21 protein-coding genes and 1 pseudogene are annotated in these 21,639 nt (G+C 61.2%); 16 read left to right on the top strand and 6 right to left on the bottom strand.

Annotation, left to right across the window (positions count from 1 at the left end):
- Positions 1-6: 6 nt before the first annotated feature.
- Together J5289_RS03560 and J5289_RS03555 are read left to right on the top strand one after the other, a co-directional pair.
- Positions 7-591, top strand: coding sequence for a hypothetical protein (locus J5289_RS03560; RefSeq protein ID WP_209206810.1), 585 nt, complete (start codon positions 7-9; stop codon positions 589-591).
- Between the two features lie 185 nt (positions 592-776).
- Entirely contained in the window at positions 777-1,289 is a 513-nt protein-coding gene (locus J5289_RS03555; protein ID WP_209206812.1) for a BRO family protein, read from the top strand.
- Between the two features lie 469 nt (positions 1,290-1,758).
- On the opposite strand, the pseudogene J5289_RS03550 reads toward J5289_RS03555, so the two are convergent.
- From J5289_RS03550 to rsmI, 5 genes and pseudogenes are all read right to left on the bottom strand, one after another.
- Positions 1,759-2,407 (bottom strand): annotated as a pseudogene (locus J5289_RS03550) (magnesium chelatase domain-containing protein); the annotation flags it as partial.
- A gap of 192 nt (positions 2,408-2,599) precedes the next feature.
- The gene (gene gshB / locus J5289_RS03545; protein ID WP_209182838.1) at positions 2,600-3,547 is read right to left on the bottom strand and encodes a glutathione synthase; all 948 of its coding nucleotides are present in this window, start codon (positions 3,545-3,547) and stop codon (positions 2,600-2,602) included.
- Positions 3,548-3,651: 104 nt separating this feature from the next.
- Positions 3,652-4,653: an endonuclease gene (locus tag J5289_RS03540; RefSeq protein ID WP_209182537.1), complete on the bottom strand. Its 1,002-nt coding sequence runs from the start codon at positions 4,651-4,653 to the stop codon at positions 3,652-3,654.
- A 78-nt stretch (positions 4,654-4,731) separates the two neighbouring features.
- The gene (locus J5289_RS03535; RefSeq protein WP_142823736.1) at positions 4,732-5,100 is read right to left on the bottom strand and encodes a YraN family protein; all 369 of its coding nucleotides are present in this window, start codon (positions 5,098-5,100) and stop codon (positions 4,732-4,734) included.
- A complete protein-coding gene (rsmI, locus tag J5289_RS03530) occupies positions 5,090-6,010 on the bottom strand; it encodes a 16S rRNA (cytidine(1402)-2'-O)-methyltransferase (protein WP_209206814.1) in 921 nt (306 codons plus the stop codon). The genes J5289_RS03535 and rsmI overlap by 11 nt, the downstream gene beginning before the upstream one ends.
- A 139-nt stretch (positions 6,011-6,149) precedes the next feature.
- On the opposite strand from rsmI, the gene dnaN reads away from it, so the two are divergent.
- From dnaN to J5289_RS03505, 5 genes are all read left to right on the top strand, one after another.
- Entirely contained in the window at positions 6,150-7,379 is a 1,230-nt protein-coding gene (gene dnaN, locus J5289_RS03525) for a DNA polymerase III subunit beta (protein WP_374108245.1), read from the top strand.
- 124 nt (positions 7,380-7,503) lie between these two features.
- Positions 7,504-8,097: a phospholipid N-methyltransferase PmtA gene (pmtA, locus tag J5289_RS03520; RefSeq protein WP_209182536.1), complete on the top strand. Its 594-nt coding sequence runs from the start codon at positions 7,504-7,506 to the stop codon at positions 8,095-8,097.
- A 15-nt stretch (positions 8,098-8,112) separates the two neighbouring features.
- The gene (locus J5289_RS03515) at positions 8,113-8,706 is read left to right on the top strand and encodes a histidine phosphatase family protein (RefSeq protein WP_209182535.1); all 594 of its coding nucleotides are present in this window, start codon (positions 8,113-8,115) and stop codon (positions 8,704-8,706) included.
- Positions 8,703-9,419, top strand: a complete 717-nt coding sequence (gene pyrF / locus J5289_RS03510) for an orotidine-5'-phosphate decarboxylase (RefSeq protein ID WP_209182534.1) — start codon at positions 8,703-8,705, stop codon at positions 9,417-9,419. The genes J5289_RS03515 and pyrF overlap by 4 nt, the downstream gene beginning before the upstream one ends.
- Positions 9,420-9,441: 22 nt before the next feature.
- The gene (locus J5289_RS03505) at positions 9,442-9,729 is read left to right on the top strand and encodes a DUF1330 domain-containing protein (RefSeq protein ID WP_142823732.1); all 288 of its coding nucleotides are present in this window, start codon (positions 9,442-9,444) and stop codon (positions 9,727-9,729) included.
- A gap of 81 nt (positions 9,730-9,810) precedes the next feature.
- Here the strand turns inward: J5289_RS03505 and J5289_RS03500 are convergent, their stop codons facing one another.
- Positions 9,811-10,545, bottom strand: coding sequence for a transcriptional regulator NanR (locus J5289_RS03500; protein WP_142824431.1), 735 nt, complete (start codon positions 10,543-10,545; stop codon positions 9,811-9,813).
- Positions 10,546-10,742: 197 nt separating this feature from the next.
- Here J5289_RS03500 and oiaX point away from each other — a divergent pair, with 197 nt between their 5' ends.
- The 9 genes from oiaX to J5289_RS03455 all read left to right on the top strand — a co-directional run bounded on the left by oiaX (position 10,743) and on the right by J5289_RS03455 (position 21,530).
- On the top strand, positions 10,743-11,999 hold the full coding sequence (gene oiaX / locus J5289_RS03495) for a 3-oxo-isoapionate-4-phosphate decarboxylase OiaX (protein WP_209182533.1): 1,257 nt from the start codon (positions 10,743-10,745) through the stop codon (positions 11,997-11,999).
- Between the two features lie 68 nt (positions 12,000-12,067).
- Positions 12,068-13,345, top strand: a complete 1,278-nt coding sequence (locus tag J5289_RS03490) for a four-carbon acid sugar kinase family protein (RefSeq protein ID WP_247748975.1) — start codon at positions 12,068-12,070, stop codon at positions 13,343-13,345.
- Positions 13,346-13,437: 92 nt separating this feature from the next.
- Entirely contained in the window at positions 13,438-14,265 is an 828-nt protein-coding gene (locus J5289_RS03485; protein WP_209182531.1) for a phosphogluconate dehydrogenase C-terminal domain-containing protein, read from the top strand.
- 82 nt (positions 14,266-14,347) lie between these two features.
- Positions 14,348-15,289, top strand: coding sequence for a D-ribose ABC transporter substrate-binding protein (locus tag J5289_RS03480; protein ID WP_209182530.1), 942 nt, complete (start codon positions 14,348-14,350; stop codon positions 15,287-15,289).
- Between the two features lie 89 nt (positions 15,290-15,378).
- Positions 15,379-16,026 carry a DUF2291 family protein gene (locus J5289_RS03475; RefSeq protein WP_209206816.1) on the top strand — a complete coding sequence of 216 codons (648 nt, stop codon included), beginning with the start codon at positions 15,379-15,381 and terminating at the stop codon, positions 16,024-16,026.
- Between the two features lies 1 nt (position 16,027).
- Entirely contained in the window at positions 16,028-17,572 is a 1,545-nt protein-coding gene (locus J5289_RS03470; RefSeq protein WP_209182528.1) for a sugar ABC transporter ATP-binding protein, read from the top strand.
- Positions 17,569-18,636 (top strand): ABC transporter permease, encoded by a 1,068-nt coding sequence (locus tag J5289_RS03465; RefSeq protein ID WP_209182527.1) that lies wholly within the window; start codon positions 17,569-17,571, stop codon positions 18,634-18,636. Before J5289_RS03470 ends, J5289_RS03465 begins: the two co-directional genes overlap by 4 nt.
- A 3-nt stretch (positions 18,637-18,639) precedes the next feature.
- Positions 18,640-19,674 (top strand): Gfo/Idh/MocA family protein, encoded by a 1,035-nt coding sequence (locus J5289_RS03460; RefSeq protein ID WP_209206818.1) that lies wholly within the window; start codon positions 18,640-18,642, stop codon positions 19,672-19,674.
- Positions 19,671-21,530, top strand: coding sequence for a hypothetical protein (locus J5289_RS03455; RefSeq protein ID WP_209206820.1), 1,860 nt, complete (start codon positions 19,671-19,673; stop codon positions 21,528-21,530). The genes J5289_RS03460 and J5289_RS03455 overlap by 4 nt, the downstream gene beginning before the upstream one ends.
- The last annotated feature ends 109 nt before the right edge of the window (positions 21,531-21,639 follow it).

Raw genomic sequence — 21,639 nt, 5'->3', positions numbered from 1 at the left:
GATACCATGTCCAACTTTGGCAATGCATTCAGAGCCGCCCGCAATTCTGGCGCGAAGACCTTCACCTTCAACGGCAAGTCCTACACTACAAAGCTGAAGTCCGAGGTCAACAGCGCAGCCAAGACACCCAAGATGGGTCCTATGCCAACGCCCCGGCCTTCAGACCGTAAACCTTCCGTCGCCCCGAGTGCCACCTCGTCAACCACAGAAAGCAAGACTAGCAAGGCTGCGACACCAGTCCCATCGAAGGCTGGCTATGCCGGAGACGGCGTCAAGCGACCAACACCTACCGCAACCCCGGTGACGGCATCAGGCTACGCTGGTGACGGCATCAAACGGCCCGGTGCAGCACCAAAACCCGCACCCGCACAACCAGCCACCACAGAGGCTACCGACGCCGCCGACGCTGCCGACACACTGAGCGACCGACTTCAGAAGGCTAAGGCCCGTGCCGCCGCTACGCTTGCCGCAAAGGCAGCATCAGCGAAGCCTGGGTATGCTGGAGATGGTATCAAGCGCCCCACGCCTACGGCAGATGACAAGCCCGTTAAGAGGTTGGTGAGGGGCCGCAATGGCCTAGTCGTCAGATGATTTAGCACGTCGCAACTTCAACGCATTGATCACGGGCCGATGCAGCCCAAGGTGGATCGCAGACAACAACACGGTCTCTCTGAAGACTGACGATATCGAGGGTGGGGCTCAGGTGGCCCCGCCTTCACTATCTCATCTCGACAACAATCATCTCCCTCCTCCCATTTGGCGCGAAAGACAGTTGCATGAACAACGAGACGTCGGTCTTCGGCTTCAAAGGCCACGAGATAAGAACTATGATGATCGACAGTGAACCGTGGTTCATCGCAGGCGACCTATGCGCAGCGCTGGGTTTGCCTACAGGTTCCGGCTCCGGTCGTTGGCTTCTGGGACACGGGCCCATCAAAAAAAAGCCGGTGTTTCGTAAGTCTGATCCAGAGTTGTTCTCAAACTCGAAATCTCAATCAGCTACACTTATCTCGAAAGACAGCCTGTACAAAATACTTAGGCGTTCAAGCAGCCCAGAGGCAAAGCCATTACTTAACTGGATCAGTCGGGTTGTGATGCCAGTAATCAAGACTGCCCAGGTATCGATTGCCGCCGCGGAGGCTGTCAGCACCAGTAACCCGACGGATGACGAATTGATCTTGAAGGTCGTTGAAATGATGACGCGCAGGGTGGATCGACTATCCGCTGAGAAGGCGAAGGCTCAGGCAATTATCGATATACTTTTGAGTTGCGTATCGATTGCCGAGTAGCTCTGCAGTGGCTGTCACAATTTGACCGTCGGCGGGGAGGCCTGAACAAAAAAAGCGAGCTAGGCTTGAGGTACGCCGCTCTGACCCTCTGACCGCACTCCCAACTGCGCATGATATTCCCGATAGTGGGAAGCTTGCAGTAGTGCAACTAAATATTTGATTTACAACGGTATTTTCACTTGCCCTTGAACCGCGAAGCACTTAGCAGCGTGTGACCACCGCAATCATGCAGGTGTCGCACGGGGACTAGCAAATGCTCATCAAAACACGCCGCCTCGAAATTGAATTATCCTTTGGCTCTGTGTTCTTTGAGGCGAACGCCTTCGGGAGGATATGCGCCCTCCATTGGGACCGCGCTGCTGACTTGCGGTCTTTCGATTGGATGTTCGTACCCCCCACGCGGTAGAGGGCAAGACACCGCTTGGAAAACATTGGGCCGACCTATAGAAAAATGATGGGTCTTTTGTATTCACTATGAGCAAGTTATGGCCGCCGGCAGCCACCACCTCGAGAGCACGCTTGGCGCTCTCCTGCCCCTTGATCTCGGCAAGGTCGCCGAGATTGGCCGGGGCGGCGCGGATGGCAGGTTCGGGGCGCGACAGGATCTGCGTACCGCGAAAATGATTGGCGAGGGCAATGAGGCTGCGGGGCGCCAGCAGTTCGATGTCGGCGCCCGCCCACGCCGCCTCCGGGCCGCTGTCGGCAGGGCAGATCAGCCCCTTGCCCATGGCATTGGCGCTGATAGCCGCCGGCAATGCCCCGGATACCGCCGCAATCGTGCCGTCGAGATTGAGCTCGCCGATCACCATGAAGTCCGCCAGCGCATCGCCGGGAATGGCTCCCAGTGCCGCCATCAGACCGAGCGCGATGGCCAGATCGAAATGCGACCCCTCTTTTGGCAAATCCGCCGGAGCAAGGTTGACCGTCACCTTTTTCGGCGGCAGCGCCAAGCCCGAGGCATGCAGGGCCGCCTGAACGCGCTCGCGGCTCTCTGCAACCGCCTTGTCCGGCAGCCCGACAATGTTGATGCCGATCTTGCCCGGCGCGATCATCACCTGGACCTCGACCGGAATCCCTTCTATGCCCTGAAATGCAACCGTGCTGACCCGCGCTATCATGCGCAATCCCCTATGCCGCAGTCTTTTCGTAAAGACCCGCAGCGATTGCAGCAGGCTAAATGCAATCTGGCATAGAAGACGGAATGAAACAAGAACAATTAATGAACAAGCACAGCCTCCCGCTGCAGTCAGGTTGCAGCGGGTTGTGGGGGCAGAACATATTACGGCTGGCGATTGAAAGCCGGGCGTGTTTTAAGCGCGCTTGCGCTCGATGGCGTCCCAGAGGAGGCTGGCGATATCGGCACCGCCGAAACGCTTGACCTCACGAATGCCGGTCGGCGAGGTGACGTTGATCTCCGTCATGTAGTCGCCGATGACGTCGATGCCGACGAGCAGGAAGCCGCGGGCTTTCAGGGCCGGGCCGATGCGGGCGCAGATCTCTTCTTCGCGCCTGGTCAGATCGGTCGCCTCGGCGCGGCCGCCGGCATGCATGTTGGAGCGGCTGTCGTGCTCGGCAGGCACACGGTTGATGGCGCCCACCGGCTCACCGTCGACGAGGATGATGCGCTTGTCGCCCTTGCGGACATCAGGCAGATATTGCTGGGCGATGAAGGGCTCGCGGAACAACTGGCCGAACATTTCCAGCAGCGAAGACAGGTTGCGGTCGTCGCGGGTCGAGTGGAAGACGCCGGCGCCGCCGTTTCCGTAGAGCGGTTTCAAGATAATGTCGCCCATTTCTTCGCGGAAGCGCCGGATTTCATCGGCATCGCGGGTGATCAGCGTCTTCGGCATCAGATCTTCGAATTCGGTGACGAAGATTTTTTCCGGCGAATTGCGGACCCAGGCGGGATCGTTGACCACGAGGGTCTTCGGATGGATGCGCTCCAGCATGTGTGTGGAGGTGATATAACCCATGTCGAAGGGCGGATCCTGGCGCAGCAGCACCACGTCCATCGTCGAGAGATCGATGCGCTCGGGCGCGCCGAGGTCGAAATGGTCGCCCTTGATGTCGCGCAGCACCATCGGCTCCGCTGTTGCGTAGACCTTGCCGTCGCGCATGCTCATGCGCTCCGGCGTGTAGTGGAACAGCTTGTAGCCGCGCGCCTGCGCCTCGAGGCTCATGGCGAAGGTGCTGTCGCCTGCAATGTTGATGCCCGACACGTGGTCCATCTGGACCGCCACATTCCTGATCGTCACTATCGCTATTCCTTGCTCGATTTCCCGACAGATGTAAGTCGGCGGGCTTTCGAAGGCAACGGCTAATCAGGCAGCCGTCGGACCACGCATCCGTCTCAGCGTCCGCCTCATCGGCAGCTCCAGAGAAAACCTGATATGTCACAGGCGATGATGTCGTGGTCGGAAAGCGGCTTGCCGTCAGCATCGAGCGACGTCACCAGCCGGCTGCCGGATATTGCAAGACCGCGGCTGAGGAACCAGTCGAGTTTCATAGCCCGGTCGGGAAAACGGGTGATGAGGCTTGGCCGGGTGCTGGCCTGGTCGAGCGGGCCGCCATGGCGCTCGAAGCCACGGGCCGCTGCCATGGCAAACAGCGTGTCGGTCTCGAAGTTACCGCCAGTGTGGTTGCCGGTGTTCAGGTCGCCGCCGATGAGGATCGGCAGGCCAGGCGCATAGGCCTCGACGGCATCGATCAGCGCCGCCACCTGGCGTTCGCGATAGGCACCGTCTCCGACACTTTCGAGATGAACCGAAACGGCGACGAAGGGCCCGACCTCCGTATCGATCGTCGCGCCGACTGCGCAGCGCTCGCCGATACGCGGCTGCTCCTTCGCATCGGAAAACCAGAGCGATTTCCCGGGCAGCCGAAAGACGAAAACATCCCGAAGCGGCGTGGCACCCAGGATTGCGTTGCCGTGAAAGCCTCTCGCGTTGGTGCTGTCGGTGCAATAGGAGCGCTCGATCTCGGAACCGAGACTGAGTTCCAGAAATTCGAGACCGTAGGCATAGGCCATGCCGAGTTCGGTCGCAATCAGCGCAGTCGGATCGGCCTGCGCGGTGCGAGCCATGCCATCGTCCATCTCCGATAACAGGACCAGCGGTGCCCCCAGCGCCTTCAGTTTCTCGGCGGAGGCCTGCGGGAAGAGGCAGCGCTCCATGTTCCATGCCGCGACCGTAAACGGAAAAGCCAATGGCGCAGCCGGGCTCTTTCCGCCGGTGCGCGCAGCGTTCATGCAGGGCAGCGATGCGATCGTCGCCTCGCAAACTGCCGGCGTCTTCTGCAGTGTCAGAAAGTGCTGACGCTGCTCTTCGGACGGTACCTCGAAGGCGGAAACGGTAGTGCGGATCATGATCGGGCTGTCCTCGGCGCATGGTGGGGGTCGCCGCGCCTTAGAGGCAATATATGACAGTTGCATGATGGGCCGGGTTCAGAAAGCGTCGCGGAAATGCCTCGGCCAGCGGCCGGGCAGGATCGCAACAATATCGTAGCGCTGCGACAGGCGCCCGAAATCCGGCTGCTGGGCAAGCCACAGGTCGCTGGCGGCACGGATGCGGCGCTGAGAGGAAAATGAGACGGCGTCGATCGCCGCCTGTTCGCCGTGCCTTGCCTTGACCTCCACGAACACAGCAAGATCGCCCTTACGGGCAACGATATCGATTTCGCCAAGGACTGTCTTGTGGCGGATGGCGACGATGCTGTAGCCTTTGCAGGCGAGATAGAGCGCGGCGAGGTATTCCGAGAGATGCCCCCGGCGCCAGGCCTTGCGCCGTTTCCGGCGCTCGCCGCTATCGTCCATCGACCCTCGCCTTCATGGCGAGCAGCCTCCGGTAGAGATCCCGGCGCGGAAGGCCGGTGATCCGGGCCGCTTCGGCGGCCGCCTTGGCGGTCGGCATCTCACGGGAGAGATCGAGAAGGATTGCCTCGACATCGGCCTCCGGCGTGGCGATCTCCGGCGGCGGCCCGATCACCAGGACGATCTCGCCCTTGACGTTGTCAACGGAATGATAATGCGCTGCCAGTTCGGAGAGCGTGCCGCGACGAAATTCCTCGAAGGTCTTTGTCAGTTCGCGGCAGACAGAGGCTTTGCGGTCGACACCTAGCACATCGGCGGCAGCAGTCAGGGTTGCGGCGATGCGATGGGGAGATTCGAAGAACAGCAGAGTAGCCGGAACCGAGGAGAGTGCTGCCAACCGGTCACGGCGGGCCTTGTCCTTGACCGGCAGGAAGCCCGCAAAGAAGAAGGCGTCGTTCGGAAGACCGGAGCCAACCAGGGCCGCGAGGGGGGCCGAGGCGCCCGGAATAGGCACGACGCGGTAGCCGGCATCGATCGCCTGCAGCGCCAGCCGGTAGCCGGGATCGGAGACCAGCGGCGTACCGGCATCCGACACCAGCGCCACGGACCGACCGCCGGCCAGTGCTGCCAGCAATTTCGGACCCGCCTCATCGGCATTGTATTCATGGTACGCGTAGGGGCGATTGTGGATACCGTAGCGATCGAGCAGCACCCGGGTGACGCGGGTATCCTCGCAGGCGAGCACGTCGGCTCCGGCCAGCGTTTCCAGCGCCCGCAGCGTGATATCGCCGAGATTGCCGATCGGCGTGGCGACGAGATAAAGCATTGGCTCGAGCGGGCGGGCCGGCACGGTCACGTTGTGCAACCTGAAACTACGCCCCTTGGCGACTTCGCTCGAAATCTCGTCGTCCATGCCCTGATATGCCCTTCCTGAAGTTGGGTCTTTATGGGCGAGGCGCACGGCTTCGGCAAGGGAGCGTGGAATCCTGTGTGCTTTGAAGACGAAATGGGGGAAATGAACCCGGCGTCGGCGCTATACCTCTTGCTTTCACATGCGGATTTCTGCCACTTTGCCGGTCCACTCCTCCGGGCCGGACCCGGGCGAGAATTTTTTGGGCATCGTCTCGACGCCCGGACAGTCACGGTCGAAAGCGGTAGCATCCATGCGTATTACTATTGAGCGGTCCCACCTTTTGAAATCGCTGAACCACGTCCATCGCGTGGTGGAGCGCCGCAACACTATTCCGATCCTGTCGAACGTGCTTTTGAAGGCAGAAGGCTCGACGCTGGACATGAAGGCGACCGACCTCGATCTCGAAATCACCGAGGCGACGCCAGCCAATGTCGAGCAGCCCGGCGCGACGACCGTTCCCGCGCACCTTCTCTACGACATCGTCCGCAAGCTTTCCGACGGCTCCGAGGTATCGTTGTCGACCAATGCCGATGGCGGGTCCATGACGGTCGCCTCCGGACGCTCGAAGTTCACCCTGCAGTGCCTGCCGCAATCGGACTTTCCGGACCTGACTGCCGGCACGTTCAGCCACAAGTTTCCGCTGAAGGCGGCAGAACTCAAGATGCTGATCGACCGGACGCAATTTGCAATCTCCACCGAAGAAACCCGCTATTACCTGAACGGCATCTTCTTCCACACCATCGAAAGCGGCGGTGGGCTGAAGCTGCGCGCCGTTGCGACCGACGGTCACCGCCTGGCGAGGGCCGATGTCGATGCGCCTTCCGGCTCCGAGGGTATGCCCGGCATCATCATTCCCCGAAAGACGGTCGGCGAACTCCAGAAGTTGATGGACAATCCCGACGTGATCGTCACGCTGGAAGTGTCCGACGCCAAGATCCGCCTGTCGGTCGGCAACATCGTGATGACGTCGAAGCTGATCGACGGCACCTTTCCCGATTACCAGCGCGTCATTCCGGCCAACAACGACAAGGAAATGCGCGTCGATTGCCAGACCTTCGCACAGGCTGTAGACCGCGTCTCGACGATCTCTTCCGAACGCGGCCGCGCCGTGAAGCTGGCGCTGACGGAGGGGCAGCTGCTGCTCACCGTCAACAACCCGGATTCCGGCAGCGCCACCGAAGAAGTTGCCGTCGGCTATGAAACGGAACCGATGGAAATCGGCTTCAATGCCAAATACCTGCTCGACATCACCGCGCAGCTCTCCGGCGACGAAGCGATCTTCCTGCTGGCGGATGCAGGCTCGCCTACCCTTATTCGCGATACGGCCGGTGACGATGCGATCTATGTCCTGATGCCGATGCGGGTCTAGGCAAGCAGGCACCGGCGCGAGGATGGGCCGAGCGATGCTTCGCCCCCCCTTTTCGTGACGGGTCTACGAGATCGAGGCGGGCAGAGTGCCCCTCTCCGCTTTTAAATGCTCGTGGAGAATACCTATGGCGCTACGCCTGAAGGAACGTCTGGGAAAGAAATTCGACGAGGAAATCCGTTTCTTCAAGGGAATGATGCAGGGGCCGCGAACCGTCGGCTCGATCGCCCCGACCTCGACGATCACCGCCCGCAAGATGGCAAGCGTCATCAATCCGCACTCCGGGCTGCCCGTTCTCGAACTGGGACCTGGCACCGGTGCCATCACCAAGGCAATTCTGGCGCGCGGCGTCGAGCCCGAAAAACTGATCGCGATCGAATACTCGACCGACTTCTTCAACCATCTGGTCAAGCGCTACGCCGGCGTGCATTTCATCAACGGCGACGCCTTCGATCTCGACAAGACGCTCGGAGTGCTCAACGGACAGACGTTCGATTGCGTCGTTTCCGGTATCCCGTTGCTGAATTTCCCGATGCAGGCGCGCGTTGCGCTACTGGAGAGCCTGCTCGACAGGATGCCGCCGGGCCGACCGGTGGTACAAATCTCCTATGGTGCCGTCTCGCCGATCATAGCCCGGCCCGACCGCTACCACATCAAGCATTTCGATTTCATCGTCCGAAACATTCCGCCGGCGCAGCTCTGGATCTATAGCCGCGGCTGATCCCGGGAGCGTCAGATGTTTGGTCTCTACATTACGCATCCGCAGGTGCAGATAGACCCCGATGTTCCGGTGCCGCAATGGGGACTTTCGGATCTTGGTCGTGCGCGTACCGGGCAAGCGGCTGGCCAACCATGGGCAGCAACGCTCGGGCGCATGGTGTCCAGCGATGAAACCAAGGCCATAGAAACCGCAGACCTGCTGGCAACCGCGGCCAGTCTCACGGTCGAGATCGTCGGCGGCATGCACGAGAACGACCGGTCTGCCACCGGCTTCCTGCCACCGAAGGCTTTCGAGGAAGCGGCCGACTGGTTCTTCGCCCATCCGGATGAGAGTTTTCGCGGCTGGGAACGGGCTACCGATGCGCAGGCAAGGATTGTCGGGGCAGTCGATGCGGTGCTTGACGCTCACGATCCCAGCACGCCGATTGCGTTCGTCGGCCATGGCGGGGTGGGAACCCTGCTGAAGTGCCATCTGATGGGCCGGGCAATCGGCCGTGACGGCGACCAGCCGGCAGGTGGAGGTAATCTTTTCGCCTTCGATCTTGCGAACAGGTCTGTCGCATGCGACTGGACGCCAATGGAAGACTGGCAGGGATGGGTGGGACGATGACAACGGAAACAGCGCGCGACCGGCTGATCGTCGGTCTGGATGTACCGAACCTGAAAGAGGCCGAGGCGCTGGTCTCGACGCTCGGCGACGACATCCTGTTCTACAAGATCGGCTATCAGCTGGTATTTGCCGGCGGCCTCGAGTTTGCGCGCGAGCTCGCACAGAGCGGCAAGAAGATTTTTCTCGACATGAAGCTGCTCGACATCGACAACACCGTTGCATCCGGCGTCGAGAACATCGCCAAAATGGGCATGTCGATGTTGACGCTGCACGCCTATCCGAAGGCAATGCGGGCGGCTGTCAAGGCTGCGGAAGGCTCAGGCCTCTGCCTGCTCGGCGTTACCGTCCTGACCTCGATGGATGGCGACGACATGCTGGAGGCCGGCTATTCGTCCGATCCGCATGCGCTGGTGATGCGGCGCGCCGAACAGGCCCGTGATGCTGGCATGGGCGGTATTGTCTGCTCGGCCGAGGAATCCACTGCAGTTCGCGCCATCATCGGACCGGACATGGCGCTGGTAACCCCTGGCATTCGCCCCATAGGCAGCGACGCCGGCGACCAGAAGCGGGTGATGACGCCCGCCGATGCAATACGCGCCGGCTCCAGCCATCTCGTCGTCGGCCGGCCAATCGTCAAGGCGCCCGATCCGAAGGCTGCGGCCCGCGCCATTCTCGACGAGATGCTGACGGCGCTCTGGCCCGCCAACCACTGAGATTTCAACGAGGAGGAAAACCATGGCCAAGGGATATTGGATCGCCCGCGTCGACGTCCATACGCCGGAGCGCTACGGCGAATACATTGCGGCCGCAAAGCCGGCGTTTGAGCGTTACGAGGCGAATTTCATAGCGCGCGGCGGAAAATTCGTCGAATTGGAGGGGACGGCACGCGGTCGCAACGTGGTCATCGAATTTCCATCGCTGCAGCACGCGGTCGATTGCTACAACTCACCGGAGTATCAGGTCGCAGCCAAGATCCGCCAGGAAATTGCCACCGCAGAGATGGTCGTGGTCGAAGGCGTTTAGCCAGCCAAGGCTTGGGCGAAAAGGCGTGCCCTCGCAATCTGACGAATTGATTGCGCGGCACAGAACTTCGATGCCTTGCAGTTACCGATGGTCCGGCGCATCGCGCTGGCCGTTGTTCAGATAAAGGCCACGCGACCGCTCCAGATGCTTCAGCACCGAGGTTTCGGCCGCGTCGGCATCGTTGGCGGCGAGACACTGGAGGATTTCCTCGTGCTCGACGAGGGTGAATTTCTCCTTGCCGGTCCAGATCAGCATGTCGGTGTGATATTCCTTCAGCCATGCGAGCATGGCCTCGCTCACAGCCACGAAGATCGGATTGGCCGAGATGCGGGCGATCCGCGTATGAAACTCCATATCGGCCGCGATGAAGGCATCGGCATTGCCGAGGCTGGCGCGCTGGCGATCGATAATGGCCTGAAGATCGGCAATATCCTCCGGCGTCGCCTCGGTCGCGGCCTGGCGAGCCATTCCGCGCTCGAAGAAGATGCGGGCGCTTTTCAGATATTCGAGCGTCGCCGATGATTGCGACAGCATGATCTTGGCGGTCAAATCGACCTGCTTGAAGATCGTCTTTGCCGTCAATTGCAGCACGCGGGCCCGTTCGCCGTGCGAAATCACCACAAGTCCCATGCTCGCCAGCGACTGCATGGCCTCGCGGATAGCCGGCCGGCCGACGCCAAAGCGCTCCATCAGATCGCGCTCCGACGGCATTTCGTCGCCGGGAGCCAGTTCACCACTGGTGATCATCCTTTCCAGACGGGCAAAGACCTCGTCGGACAGCTTGCGGCGGACGATGGGTTCGTTCGGTTGGTCCATGGATTCTTTCCGGCTCATCAAGACCCTCCCTTATGCACATTTCCCATCGTTTGGGAAAACGTCAATCGCGGAATGCATAGGCGTTCATCCCGACCGCTCACAAAAGTTTCTGTTGCCTCAATGGAATACTCATTATACCAGTTGAGCGGTTGACGTCAGTCTTTTCCGGGATTGGCGAGAGGAGCAACCGAGATTTCATGCAGATAAAAGTCACCTACCGCATCGAAACGCCGGGCAGCATCGAAGCCATGGCGGAAAAGATCGCCAGCGACCAATCGACAGGCACGTTTGTTGCTGTTCCCGGCGAAACCGAAGAGCTGAAGGCGCGCGTTGCTGCCCGCGTGCTGGCCATCCGGCCGCTCGAGGATGCCGCGTTTCCTAGCTGGCCGGAAGCGGCTGCCGGACATGGCCCGATCCGCCGCGCCGATGTCGACATCGCATTTCCGCTGGACGCTGTCGGCACCGACCTCTCGGCGCTGATGACCATTGCCATCGGCGGCATCTTTTCGATACGCGGGATGACCGGCCTGCGGGTCGTCGATGTCGATCTGCCGGAGCCCTATCGGGATGCCTATCCCGGCCCGCAGTTCGGCGTGGCCGGCAGCCGCCGGCTCACCGGCGTTTACGACAGGCCGATCATCGGCACCATCGTCAAGCCGGCGCTGGGCCTTCGTCCGATGGAGACCGCAGCCTTGGTCGGCGAGCTGATCGAATCCGGCGTCGACTTCATCAAGGATGACGAGAAGCTGATGAGCCCGGCCTACTCGCCGCTGAAGGAGCGGGTCGCGGCCATCATGCCGCTAATCCTCGATCACGAGCAGAAGACCGGCAAGAAAGTGATGTACGCCTTTGGCATCTCGCACACCGACCCTGACGAGATGATGCGCAATCACGACATGGTTCTTGAAGCCGGGGGCAATTGCGCCGTCATCAACATCAATTCGATCGGCATGGGCGGCATGCTGTTCCTGCGCAAGCGCTCCGGCCTCGTGCTACACGCCCATCGCAACGGCTGGGACGTGCTGACCCGCCACCCGGGCATCGGCCTGGATTTCAAGGTGTGGCAGAAATTCTGGCGGCTGCTCGGCGTCGACCAGTTCCAGATCAACGGCATCAAGGTCAAATACTGGGAGCCGGACGAGAGCTTCGTCGAATCCTTTGCGGCCGTGACCACGCCGATGTTTTCAGAGGTCGATTGCGCGCTTCCCGTCGCCGGCTCCGGCCAGTGGGGTGGCCAGGCGCCTGAAACCTATCAGCGCACTGGGCGCACCACTGACCTCATGTATCTTTGCGGCGGTGGAATCGTCAGCCACCCCGGCGGCCCGGCGGCCGGCGTGCGGGCCGTTCAGCAGGCATGGCAGGCAGCAGTCCGCGATATCCCGCTTGCGACCTATGCCACGGGCCATCCGGAACTTGCCGCCTCGCTGAAGAAATTCGGGGGCGAAGGGGAATGACCGTGCCTGCTCGAAGCGATCTGCTGCTCTCCTACTATGGCGACGACCTGACAGGCTCGACCGACGTCATGGAAGCGCTGGCTTCCAACGGTGTCGATACGGTGCTGTTCATGGACCAGCCCGACGAGGCGTTGCTTTCCCGATTCAGTCATTGCCGTGCCATCGGCCTTGCCGGCACCAGCCGCAGCGAGACGCCGGAATGGATGGAGGCTCATCTGACGCCTGCATTCAGGTGGCTGAAAAGCCTCGATGCCGCCATTTGCCACTACAAGGTCTGCTCGACCTTCGATTCCAGCCCCCAAGTCGGTAGCATTGGCAGGGCGGTCGAAATCGGCAAATCAGTCTTCGATCAGCCCTTCGTTCCCCTTGTCGTCGGCGCACCGCAGTTGAAGCGGTTTACCGCGTTCGGCAACCTGTTTGCCGCCTACCAAGGCGAGGTGTTCCGCATAGACCGCCATCCTGTCATGAGCCGGCATCCGGTGACGCCGATGCGGGAGGCTGATCTCCAGATTCATCTCAAGGCTCAAACGAAGCTTTCAACAGCGCTAGCCGATCTTGCAGTGCTATCGTCGGTCGATGCCGACCGCCGGATCGATACGCTCGCCAGCGATTGCAGCGGCATGCTGCTGTTCGACGTCGACAGCGCCGAGAGCCAGGCGCAGGCCGGGAACCAGCTTTGGCGGATCAAAAGGGACGGAGGCTGGTTCGTCGCCGGTTCCTCGGGCATCGAATACGCGTTGCTCGCCGCCTGGAAAAAGACGGGTCTGACGACAGGGACGAGCGTCTTTCCGCTTCCCGGCACAGCTGACCGGCTCGCAGTCGTCTCCGGTAGCGTTTCTCCGACGACGGAGCGGCAAATCCGCCATGCAACGGCCAACGGTTTTGACGGGATCGACCTGGACCCACTGGAATTGCTCGGCGAAGGTGGCAGTGGCGCCATCGAGCGCGCGGTACAGAGCGGTCTAGCCAGCCTGAAGAGCGGCCACAGTGTCATTCTCAACACCGCCCTCGGACCATCGGCCGATCGTGGCGGCGATATCGACCGGATTGCCGGAAGCCGCCATCGGCTCGGACGCATCCTCGGCGGCATCCTGCATCGGCTGGTCACCGAGGAAAAACTCGGTCGGGCCGTAATCGCCGGAGGCGACACGTCGAGCCACGCGCTGAAGGAGCTACATGTGGACGCGCTGACGACGCTGCTTCCTCTGCCGCAGACCCCGGGTTCTCCACTTTGTGTGGCGCATGGCAACGACACGGCGACAAACGGCCTGCAGATCGCGCTTAAGGGTGGCCAGGTTGGTTCTGACGGTTACTTCGCCCAGATCCGCGATGGGCTCGCGGCCTGATCTGCCGCCATATCGCTCACCCACTGATATACTCATTGACTCATTATACCAGTTGGATATAGTCGCCTCACCAAACAGATTGGGTGAAAAACATGACTTCGATTGCACTCTTCGGCGCCGGCGGCAAAATGGGTTACCGGCTGGCCAAAAATCTCAAAGGTTCGCGGTTCGACGTGCGTCACGTCGAGATCAGCGACGCCGGCAAGGCGCGGCTGAAGGATGATCTCGGCCTCACCTGCCTTGATGTCGACGCCGCCCTCGATGGCGCAGATGTCGTCATCCTGGCGGTTCCGGACACGCATATCGGCAAGGTTGCCGCCGGCATCGCAGACAAGCTGAAGCCTGGTACGATGGTGGTTGCGCTCGACGCTGCAGCGCCTTTCGCCGGTCACTTCCCCGAGCGGCCGGATCTCACCTATTTCGTCACCCACCCCTGCCATCCGCCGATCTTCAACGACGAGACTGAGATGCAGGCAAAGAAAGATCACTTCGGCGGCCTTTTCGCAAAGCAGCACATTGTCTCCGCCCTGATGCAGGGTCCGGACGAAGCCTATGGCCTCGGCGAGGAAATCGCCAAGACGATCTGGGCGCCCGTCATGCGCTCGCACCGCGTCACCGTCGACCAGATGGCAATGCTGGAGCCGGGCCTGTCGGAAACGGTGGCAGCTTCGCTGCTCGTCGTCATGAAGCAGGCGATGGACGAATGCGTCAAGCGCGGCGTTCCGGAAGAAGCGGCCCGCGACTTCCTGCTTGGCCACCTCAACGTGCTCGGCGCTGTGATCTTCGGCGAAGTGCAGGGCGTGTTCTCCGATGCCTGCAACAAGGCCATCGAGTTTGGCATTCCGGCGCTGATGCGCGACGACTGGAAGAAGGTTTTCGAACCCAAGGAGATCGCTGACAGCATTCAGCGCATCACCTGATACCAGGGAGAGCACCCGCTCTCCCTTCTTCGACAGCCCTGTCCGGGAAACGGGGCTGATTTTCACATCTGGGAGGATAATCATGAAACTGACACGTAAGCTCATCATCGCGGGCTTTGCCGGCGCTCTGGCACTCGGCACAGCCTTACCCGCGTTTTCGGCAGACCTCATCGCCATCATCACGCCGGCCTTCGACAACCCGTTCTTCAAGGCAGAATCCGTCGGTGCAGAAGCCCGCGCCAAGGAGCTCGGCTTCGACACGCTGGTCCTCAGCCACGACGACGACGCCAACAAGCAGTCGCAGCTGATCGATACCGCCATCGGCCGCGGCGCCAAGGCGATCATCCTCGACAATGCCGGCTCCGAAGCCTCGATCGCTGCCGTCAAGAAGGCCAAGGACGCCGGTATTCCCTCCTTCCTGATCGACCGCGAAATCAACGCCACGGGCATTGCCGTGTCGCAGATCGTCTCCAACAACTATCAGGGCGCGCAGCTCGGTGCCGAAGAGTTCGTCAAGCTGATGGGCGAAAAGGGCAGCTATGTCGAACTGCTCGGCCGTGAAGCCGATCTCAACGCCGGCATCCGCTCCAAAGGCTACCACGATGTCATCGACGATTATCCGGACATGAAGATGGTCGCCCAGCAGTCGGCCAACTGGAGCCAGACGGAAGGCTATTCCAAGATGGAAACCATCCTGCAGGCCAATCCGAAAATCCAGGGCGTCATCGCCGGCAACGATACGATGGCCATGGGCGCGATCGCAGCGCTGCAGGCTGCCGGCCGCAAGGACGTCATCGTCGTCGGCTTTGACGGCTCTAATGACGTGCGCGACTCCATCAAGGCAGGCGGCATCAAGGCAACCGTCATGCAGCCGGCTTACGCGCAGGCCCAGATGGCCGTCGATCAGGCCGCAGCCTACATCAAGGACAAGACGGCGCCAAAAGAAGAAAAGCAGTTGATGGACTGCGTGCTGATCAACGCTGCAAATGCCGACAAGCTCGAAACCTTCGCGCTGGAAAACTGATCTCACAGGACTGACATCGACGGAGAGCGACGAGCGCCGCTCTCCGTCACCTTGATAGACAGTATTCGATGCGGGTGGAGTGCATGCCAATGGTGAGGATCAAGGGCGCGTTGCTGATGGCGATGCTGGCTGCGGCAGCCTTGCCGGGCTGCAAGATCGTCAAGACGCAGACAGCCGCTGAAAAAGCTGCCGAAGCTGCGAAGACCGACTTCAATCCTGGCGACAGGGTCGAGGCGATCTGGCAGAGCAAGGCCCTGCCCTCCATCGAGAAGCGGGCCGGCGACTTCAAGCAGGTGATGACACTTATGGCCGCCAACCCGGACGACGCCGGTGTCAAGTTCGGTCACCGCGAGAAGGAAGGCAATGCGCCCTGGACCTACGTGGTCAAGTTCGAAGGCAAGATCAGCGCGGCCGAAACCACATCTCGGGCAGCCACGATCGATGTCGACATCGATGGCGACGGCAAGGCGGATCTCAAGGTACAGATCGGCCCGGCCATCCGCGGCACCGCGCTGCGCGACAGTCTCGACATCGTTAATTTCAACGAGTTCAAGAACCAGATCAAATGGGCGCAGTTCGGCAAGTCGTTCAATGAAAAGGTCAATGCTACCGTTCTCTCGGCGCTGCCGCGCGATGCTCTACCCGGCAAGACCGTGAAGGTCACCGGCGCCTTCCCGCTGCCGACGTCGGGCCAGCTGCCGCTGGTGACACCCGCAACACTTGCTATCGGCCAATAGCATGGAAGCGCTCACCCCGGACGATATCATCCTGCGGCTTGACGATGTGACGAAGGTCTATTCCGGCATCGTTGCCGTCAAGCGCGCCAACCTGGAACTCAGGCGCGGCGCCGTTAATGTGCTGGTTGGAGAGAACGGCGCCGGCAAATCGACGCTGATGAAGATCATCGCCGGCGTCGAGAAGCCGACCATCGGCCGCATCATCCTGGACGGCAAGGCGATCCATTTCGACAGTCCGGCCGATGCCCAGGCGAACGGCATCGGGATGATCTTCCAGGAACTCAATCTTTTTGCCAACCTCACGGTCGCCGAAAACATCTTTGCCACGCGCGAGATCACCCGCGGCATCTTCGGCATCGACCACAAGGCGCAGGTCGCCAAGGCCAACCAGTACCTGAAGAAGCTGGACGCCGGGATCGATGCGGAAACGATGGTCGAGGACTTGCCGATCGGCCAGCAGCAGCTGGTGGAAATCGCCAAGGCGATCTCGCTCAATGCCCGCATCCTGATCATGGATGAGCCAACCTCGGCGCTGTCTGCGGCTGAAGTCGATATCCTGTTCAAGGTCATCGCCGAACTGAAGGCAGAGGGCGTGGCCATCGTCTATATCTCCCATCGGCTGGAAGAACTGATGCGCATCGGCGATTACATCACCGTGCTGCGCGACGGCCAGATTACCGGCCAGGCGATGGTGAAGGACATCGACACCAAATGGATCGTCCGGTCGATGATCGGTTCGGACGCAAAGGACTTTGCCAAGGCCGATGGCCACGCGATGGGCAAGGAGATGTTTCGCGCCGACGGCATCACCATGCCACGCGCCACCGGTGGACTTGCCGTCGACAATGTTTCGCTCAGCGTCCAGGCCGGCGAAATTCTGGGCATCTACGGGCTGATGGGGGCCGGCCGCAGCGAGTTCTTCGAATGCATCATGGGGCGCCACCCGCAATCGACCGGCAGGATCCATATTGATGGCAACGAAGTGCGCGAGCGCGACACCACGCGACGTATCCGGCGCGGACTGGCGCTGATCCCGGAGGACCGGCAGCGCGAGGGCCTGGTCCAGATACTGTCGATAGCCAGCAACCTGACACTGGCAAGCCTCGGGCGTTTCTCAAAATTCTTCCATATCAATGCCAGTGCAGAGAAGCGGGCGATCCGCGAAAGCATCCGGGAGCTTTCGATAAAGGCACCCAATCCGGATTTCGAGGTGACCTCGATGTCAGGCGGGAACCAGCAGAAGGTGGTGATCGGCAAGGCGCTGATGACCAACCCGAAAGTGCTGCTGATGGACGAGCCGAGCCGCGGCATCGATGTCGGCGCCAAGGCGGACGTCTTCCGCACCATGCGGCGGCTGGCTGGCGAAGGGCTGGCCATCCTGTTTTCGACCTCCGACCTCGAAGAGGTCATGGCGCTTTCCGACCGCATTGCAGTGCTCAGCAACGGCAAGCTGGTTGCAATCTTCAATCGTGACGACGCAACGGAAGAGGCCATCATCGCCGCTTCGGCCAAGGGACACGGACATACAAGGGAACTCGCATCATGACAGCGGACACCTCCTCTTCTACACCGGCTGTCAAGCGCTCGAGCGGCTCGGCTCTGCTGACAATCATGAAACTGCGCACCTTCATCGCGCTGTTTGCAGTGTTGATCTTCTTCGCCTTCGCGGCCCCGAATTTCACATCCACCGCCAACATGATCCTGATGTCGAAGCATGTGGCCCTCAACGCCTTCCTGGCGATGGGGATGACCTTCGTCATCATCACGGGCGGCATCGACCTGTCGGTTGGTTCCATCGTCGGGCTCTGCGGGATGGTGGCAGGTGCGCTGATCCTCAATGGCGTCGACCTGCCGATGGGCTACACCGTCTATTTCAACCTGTTCGAGATCGTGCTGATCACGCTTGCCGTCGGCATCGGCATCGGCCTGATTAACGGATTGCTGATCACCAAGCTGAATGTCGCGCCGTTCATCGCCACGCTTGGCACACTCTATGTTGCCCGCGGACTGGCGCTGCTCTCGTCTGATGGCCAGACATTTCCGAACCTCACTGGTCGACCTGAATACGCCACCACCGGCTTCGACTTTTTCGGCGCCGGTCGTATTCTCGGCCTGCCTGTCTCGATCTGGATCCTGATCGTGCTGGCACTGGCAGCTGCCTACGTCTCGCGCTCGACGCCCATCGGACGCCACATCTTCGCAGTCGGCGGCAACGAGCGCGCCGCTCGGATGTCCGGTGTGCGGGTCGATCTCGTCAAGATCTTCGTTTACATGTTTTCCGGCCTCTGCGCCGCTATCGTCGGTATCGTCATATCGTCGGAGCTGATGGCGGCGCATCCGGCGACCGGCGAGAGCTTCGAGTTGAATGCCATTGCAGCGGCGGTTCTGGGCGGGACGTCGATGTCGGGCGGACGGGGCACGATCGGCGGCACCATTGTTGGTGCCTTTGTCATCGGTATCCTTTCTGACGGCCTGGTGATGATGGGCGTTTCGTCCTTCTGGCAGATGGTCATCAAGGGGCTGGTCATCATCATCGCCGTGGTCGTCGACCAGGCGCAGCGGAAATTGCAGCAGCGGGTGACCCTGATGCAGATGGCAAAGGCGGGCTGAGAGATGACGGAATTGCGCGGTGCCCTGATCGGTTGCGGCTTCTTCGCGGTGAACCAGATGCATGCCTGGGGTGATGTGGCCGGTGCCCGTATCGTAACCATCTGCGACCGCGATCCGGAGCGGCTCCGAGTTGTCGGTGACCAGTTTGGCATTTCGCGGCGCTATAGCGATGCGGCTGCATTGTTTGCCGATGGCGGTTTCGATTTCGTCGATATCGCCACTACCGTGTCCAGCCACCGGGCGCTGGTGGAAATGGCGGCAAGCCACAGGGTGCCGGCGATCTGCCAGAAGCCGTTTGCTAAAACACTCGACGATGCCAAGGCTATGGTCGCAGCCTGCGGACGGGCCGGCGTCCCGCTAATGGTGCACGAGAACTTTCGCTGGCAGACACCTATCCAGGCGGTGCGCAAGGTGCTCGATACGGGCGTGATCGGCACGCCGTTCTGGGGACGACTTTCGTTTCGATCCGGCTATGACGTCTTTTCCGGGCAGCCCTACCTGGCAGAAGGCGAGCGTTTCATTATCGAGGATCTCGGCATCCACACGCTCGATATTGCCCGCTTCCTGCTGGGCGACGTCAAGGCGATGACGGCGCGCACGCAGCGCGTCAATCCCGCGATCAGGGGGGAGGATGTCGCCACCATGCTGCTCGACCACGAAAGCGGCGTCACCTCGATCGTCGACGTCAGCTATGCGACGAAGCAGTCAGTCGAGCCGTTCCCGGAAACGCTGGTCGAGATAGACGGCAGCGCGGGTTCTCTGAGGCTTTTGCAGGGCTACCGGCTCGAAGTCACCGGCGCCGATGGCACAGAGGTCAGCGATGTCTCGCCGAACCTGCTCTCCTGGGCATCGCGGCCCTGGCACAATATCCAGGAAAGCGTGCTGGCTCTCCAACAGCACTGGGTCGCGCAACTGGCGACAGGCGAGGAGACATCTACCTCGGGAGCCGACAATCTGAAGACTTTCGCGCTCGTCGAAGCTGCCTATGAAAGCGCCGCCAGCGGCAGGACCGTCGATGTCGGAGCGATGCTGAAATGACCGGCGACAGGAGGCAGGACGATGCCTTTGCCCTCTACGGCACCGACCGGAGTGAGGCTCCGCCCGTTCGCCTATTGGCCGGGCGTCTGACGGTGGATCTGGCCAGCGGCAATCTTCGCGCAGTCCGCTACGACGGCGTAGAAGTGCTCAGGGGTGTCGCCTTCCTGGTGCGCGACCGCGACTGGGGGACCTACGATCCCCGTATCGACAACCTCGTCATCGATCAGCAAACCGACGGTTTTTCAGTCAGCTATTTAGCCACATGCGACGGTCCTGATGATACCGACCTCCGCATTCTCGTGACCATCTCAGCCAATGCCGGCGGACAGCTACGATTTGATGCCGAGGCTGTCTCGAAGAGCGGCTTCGAGACCTGCCGCTGCGGCTTCTGCATCCTCCATCCCATTGTCGGCCTTGCCGGTCGACCGGTGACTGTCACCCATGTCGACGGCAGCATGGAGACGTCGACCTTTCCCGACCTCATCGAGCCCTGGCAACCCTTCCTGGAAATGCGCGCCATCACTCATGAGGTTATGCCAGATGTGACCGCTGAATGCCGGATGGAAGGCGACACATTCGAGATGGAAGACCAGCGCAACTGGTCGGACGCCTCGTATAAGACCTATGTGCGGCCGCTTGCGCTGCCATGGCCGTACCGGATCGAGGCCGGCGACCCGGTGCATCAGCGCGTCGTGCTGACGGTCACGGATCTCAGAAAAGCGGCTCCGGTCAAAAGCGTATCACCGGCTGCCGTCATCCGACTGATTTCCGGTCCTGCGTTCGGCAAAATGCCTGCCGTCGGACTGGTCGTGACGCCCGAGGAAGCGGCTGCGACGCTCGGGGCGGGCGTACAACTCAATGCTGTCGGAGCGCAGGAGTTGCTGTTCCACTTCGATCCGCTCGCAGGTCACGGCAGAGGCGCGTTTGCAGATTTTGCCGACATTACAAACCTGCACCACGGCCGGACTACGCTGGAGATCGCGGCTCCTTGCCGTGCGGCCGTGTCAGACGAGCTGTCAGAGATTGCGGGATGGATGCGCGATGCCGGCTTTTCGCCGGACGCCGTCGTCGTCTCGCCCTCCATCGACCGGCAGTCGACGCCTCCGGGAAGCCCTTGGCCGGCTTGCCCGCCGCTGGAGGCGGTTTACAGCGCCGCCCGCGCCGAGTTTCCCGGAGTCCGTCTTGGCGGAGGCATGCTCAGCTATTTCACAGAACTCAACCGCAAGCGTGTACCGGCCGAACAACTCGACTTCATCACGCATTGCACCAATCCGATCGTTCATGCCGCAGACGATCTCAGCGTCATGCAGACGCTCGAAGCGCTGCCCTTCATCACCCGGTCGGTTCGGGCGATCTATGGGGACAAACCATACCGTATCGGCCCGTCGACCATTCCCATGCGCCAGAACCCCTATGGAAGCCGGACGATGGATAATCCATCTGGCGCCCGGATGGCGATGGCCAACAGCGACCCGCGCCACAATGCCGATTTCGCTGCGGCTTTTGCGCTTGGATATGCGGCGCGGGTGGTGGAAGCCGGGCTCGAGTGCCTGACCCTTTCGGCGCTGACAGGTCCATTCGGGCTGATCGCCGGCCGGGGCGAACCTGTTGCCGAGGGCGGCATGCGACCGCTGCACAGGGTCGTACAGGGCCTGGCGGCGCTCTTTGGCAGCCGCTGGATCCAATGCATTTCAAGCGCACCGGACAAGGTCCTAGGGCTTGACGTCAGTGCCCCAGATGGCAAGAGGCTGTTATGGATTGCAAACCTCACGCCGTACGTCCAGACGGTCGAAGCGGGTACCGGAAACGTAGAGTTGCCGCCTTTTGGCATAAGCGCGGTCGGGTCGCCGGGTTAGGCAAAGATCGGTATCGGTGGAGGCCACATGCGGGCGCTGAATGGCTGGCGCTCACGGCGACCTGAAGCCTCTCGTGCCTCACCCGTGAGTCACCAAGCCTTGTTGAGGG

Source organism: Rhizobium sp. B230/85, assembly GCF_019355735.1.
Classification (GTDB): Bacteria; Pseudomonadota; Alphaproteobacteria; order Rhizobiales; family Rhizobiaceae; genus Rhizobium; species Rhizobium rhododendri.
Note: the sequence above shows the minus strand (reverse complement) of the source record. Positions and strands in the feature narration are given on the sequence as shown.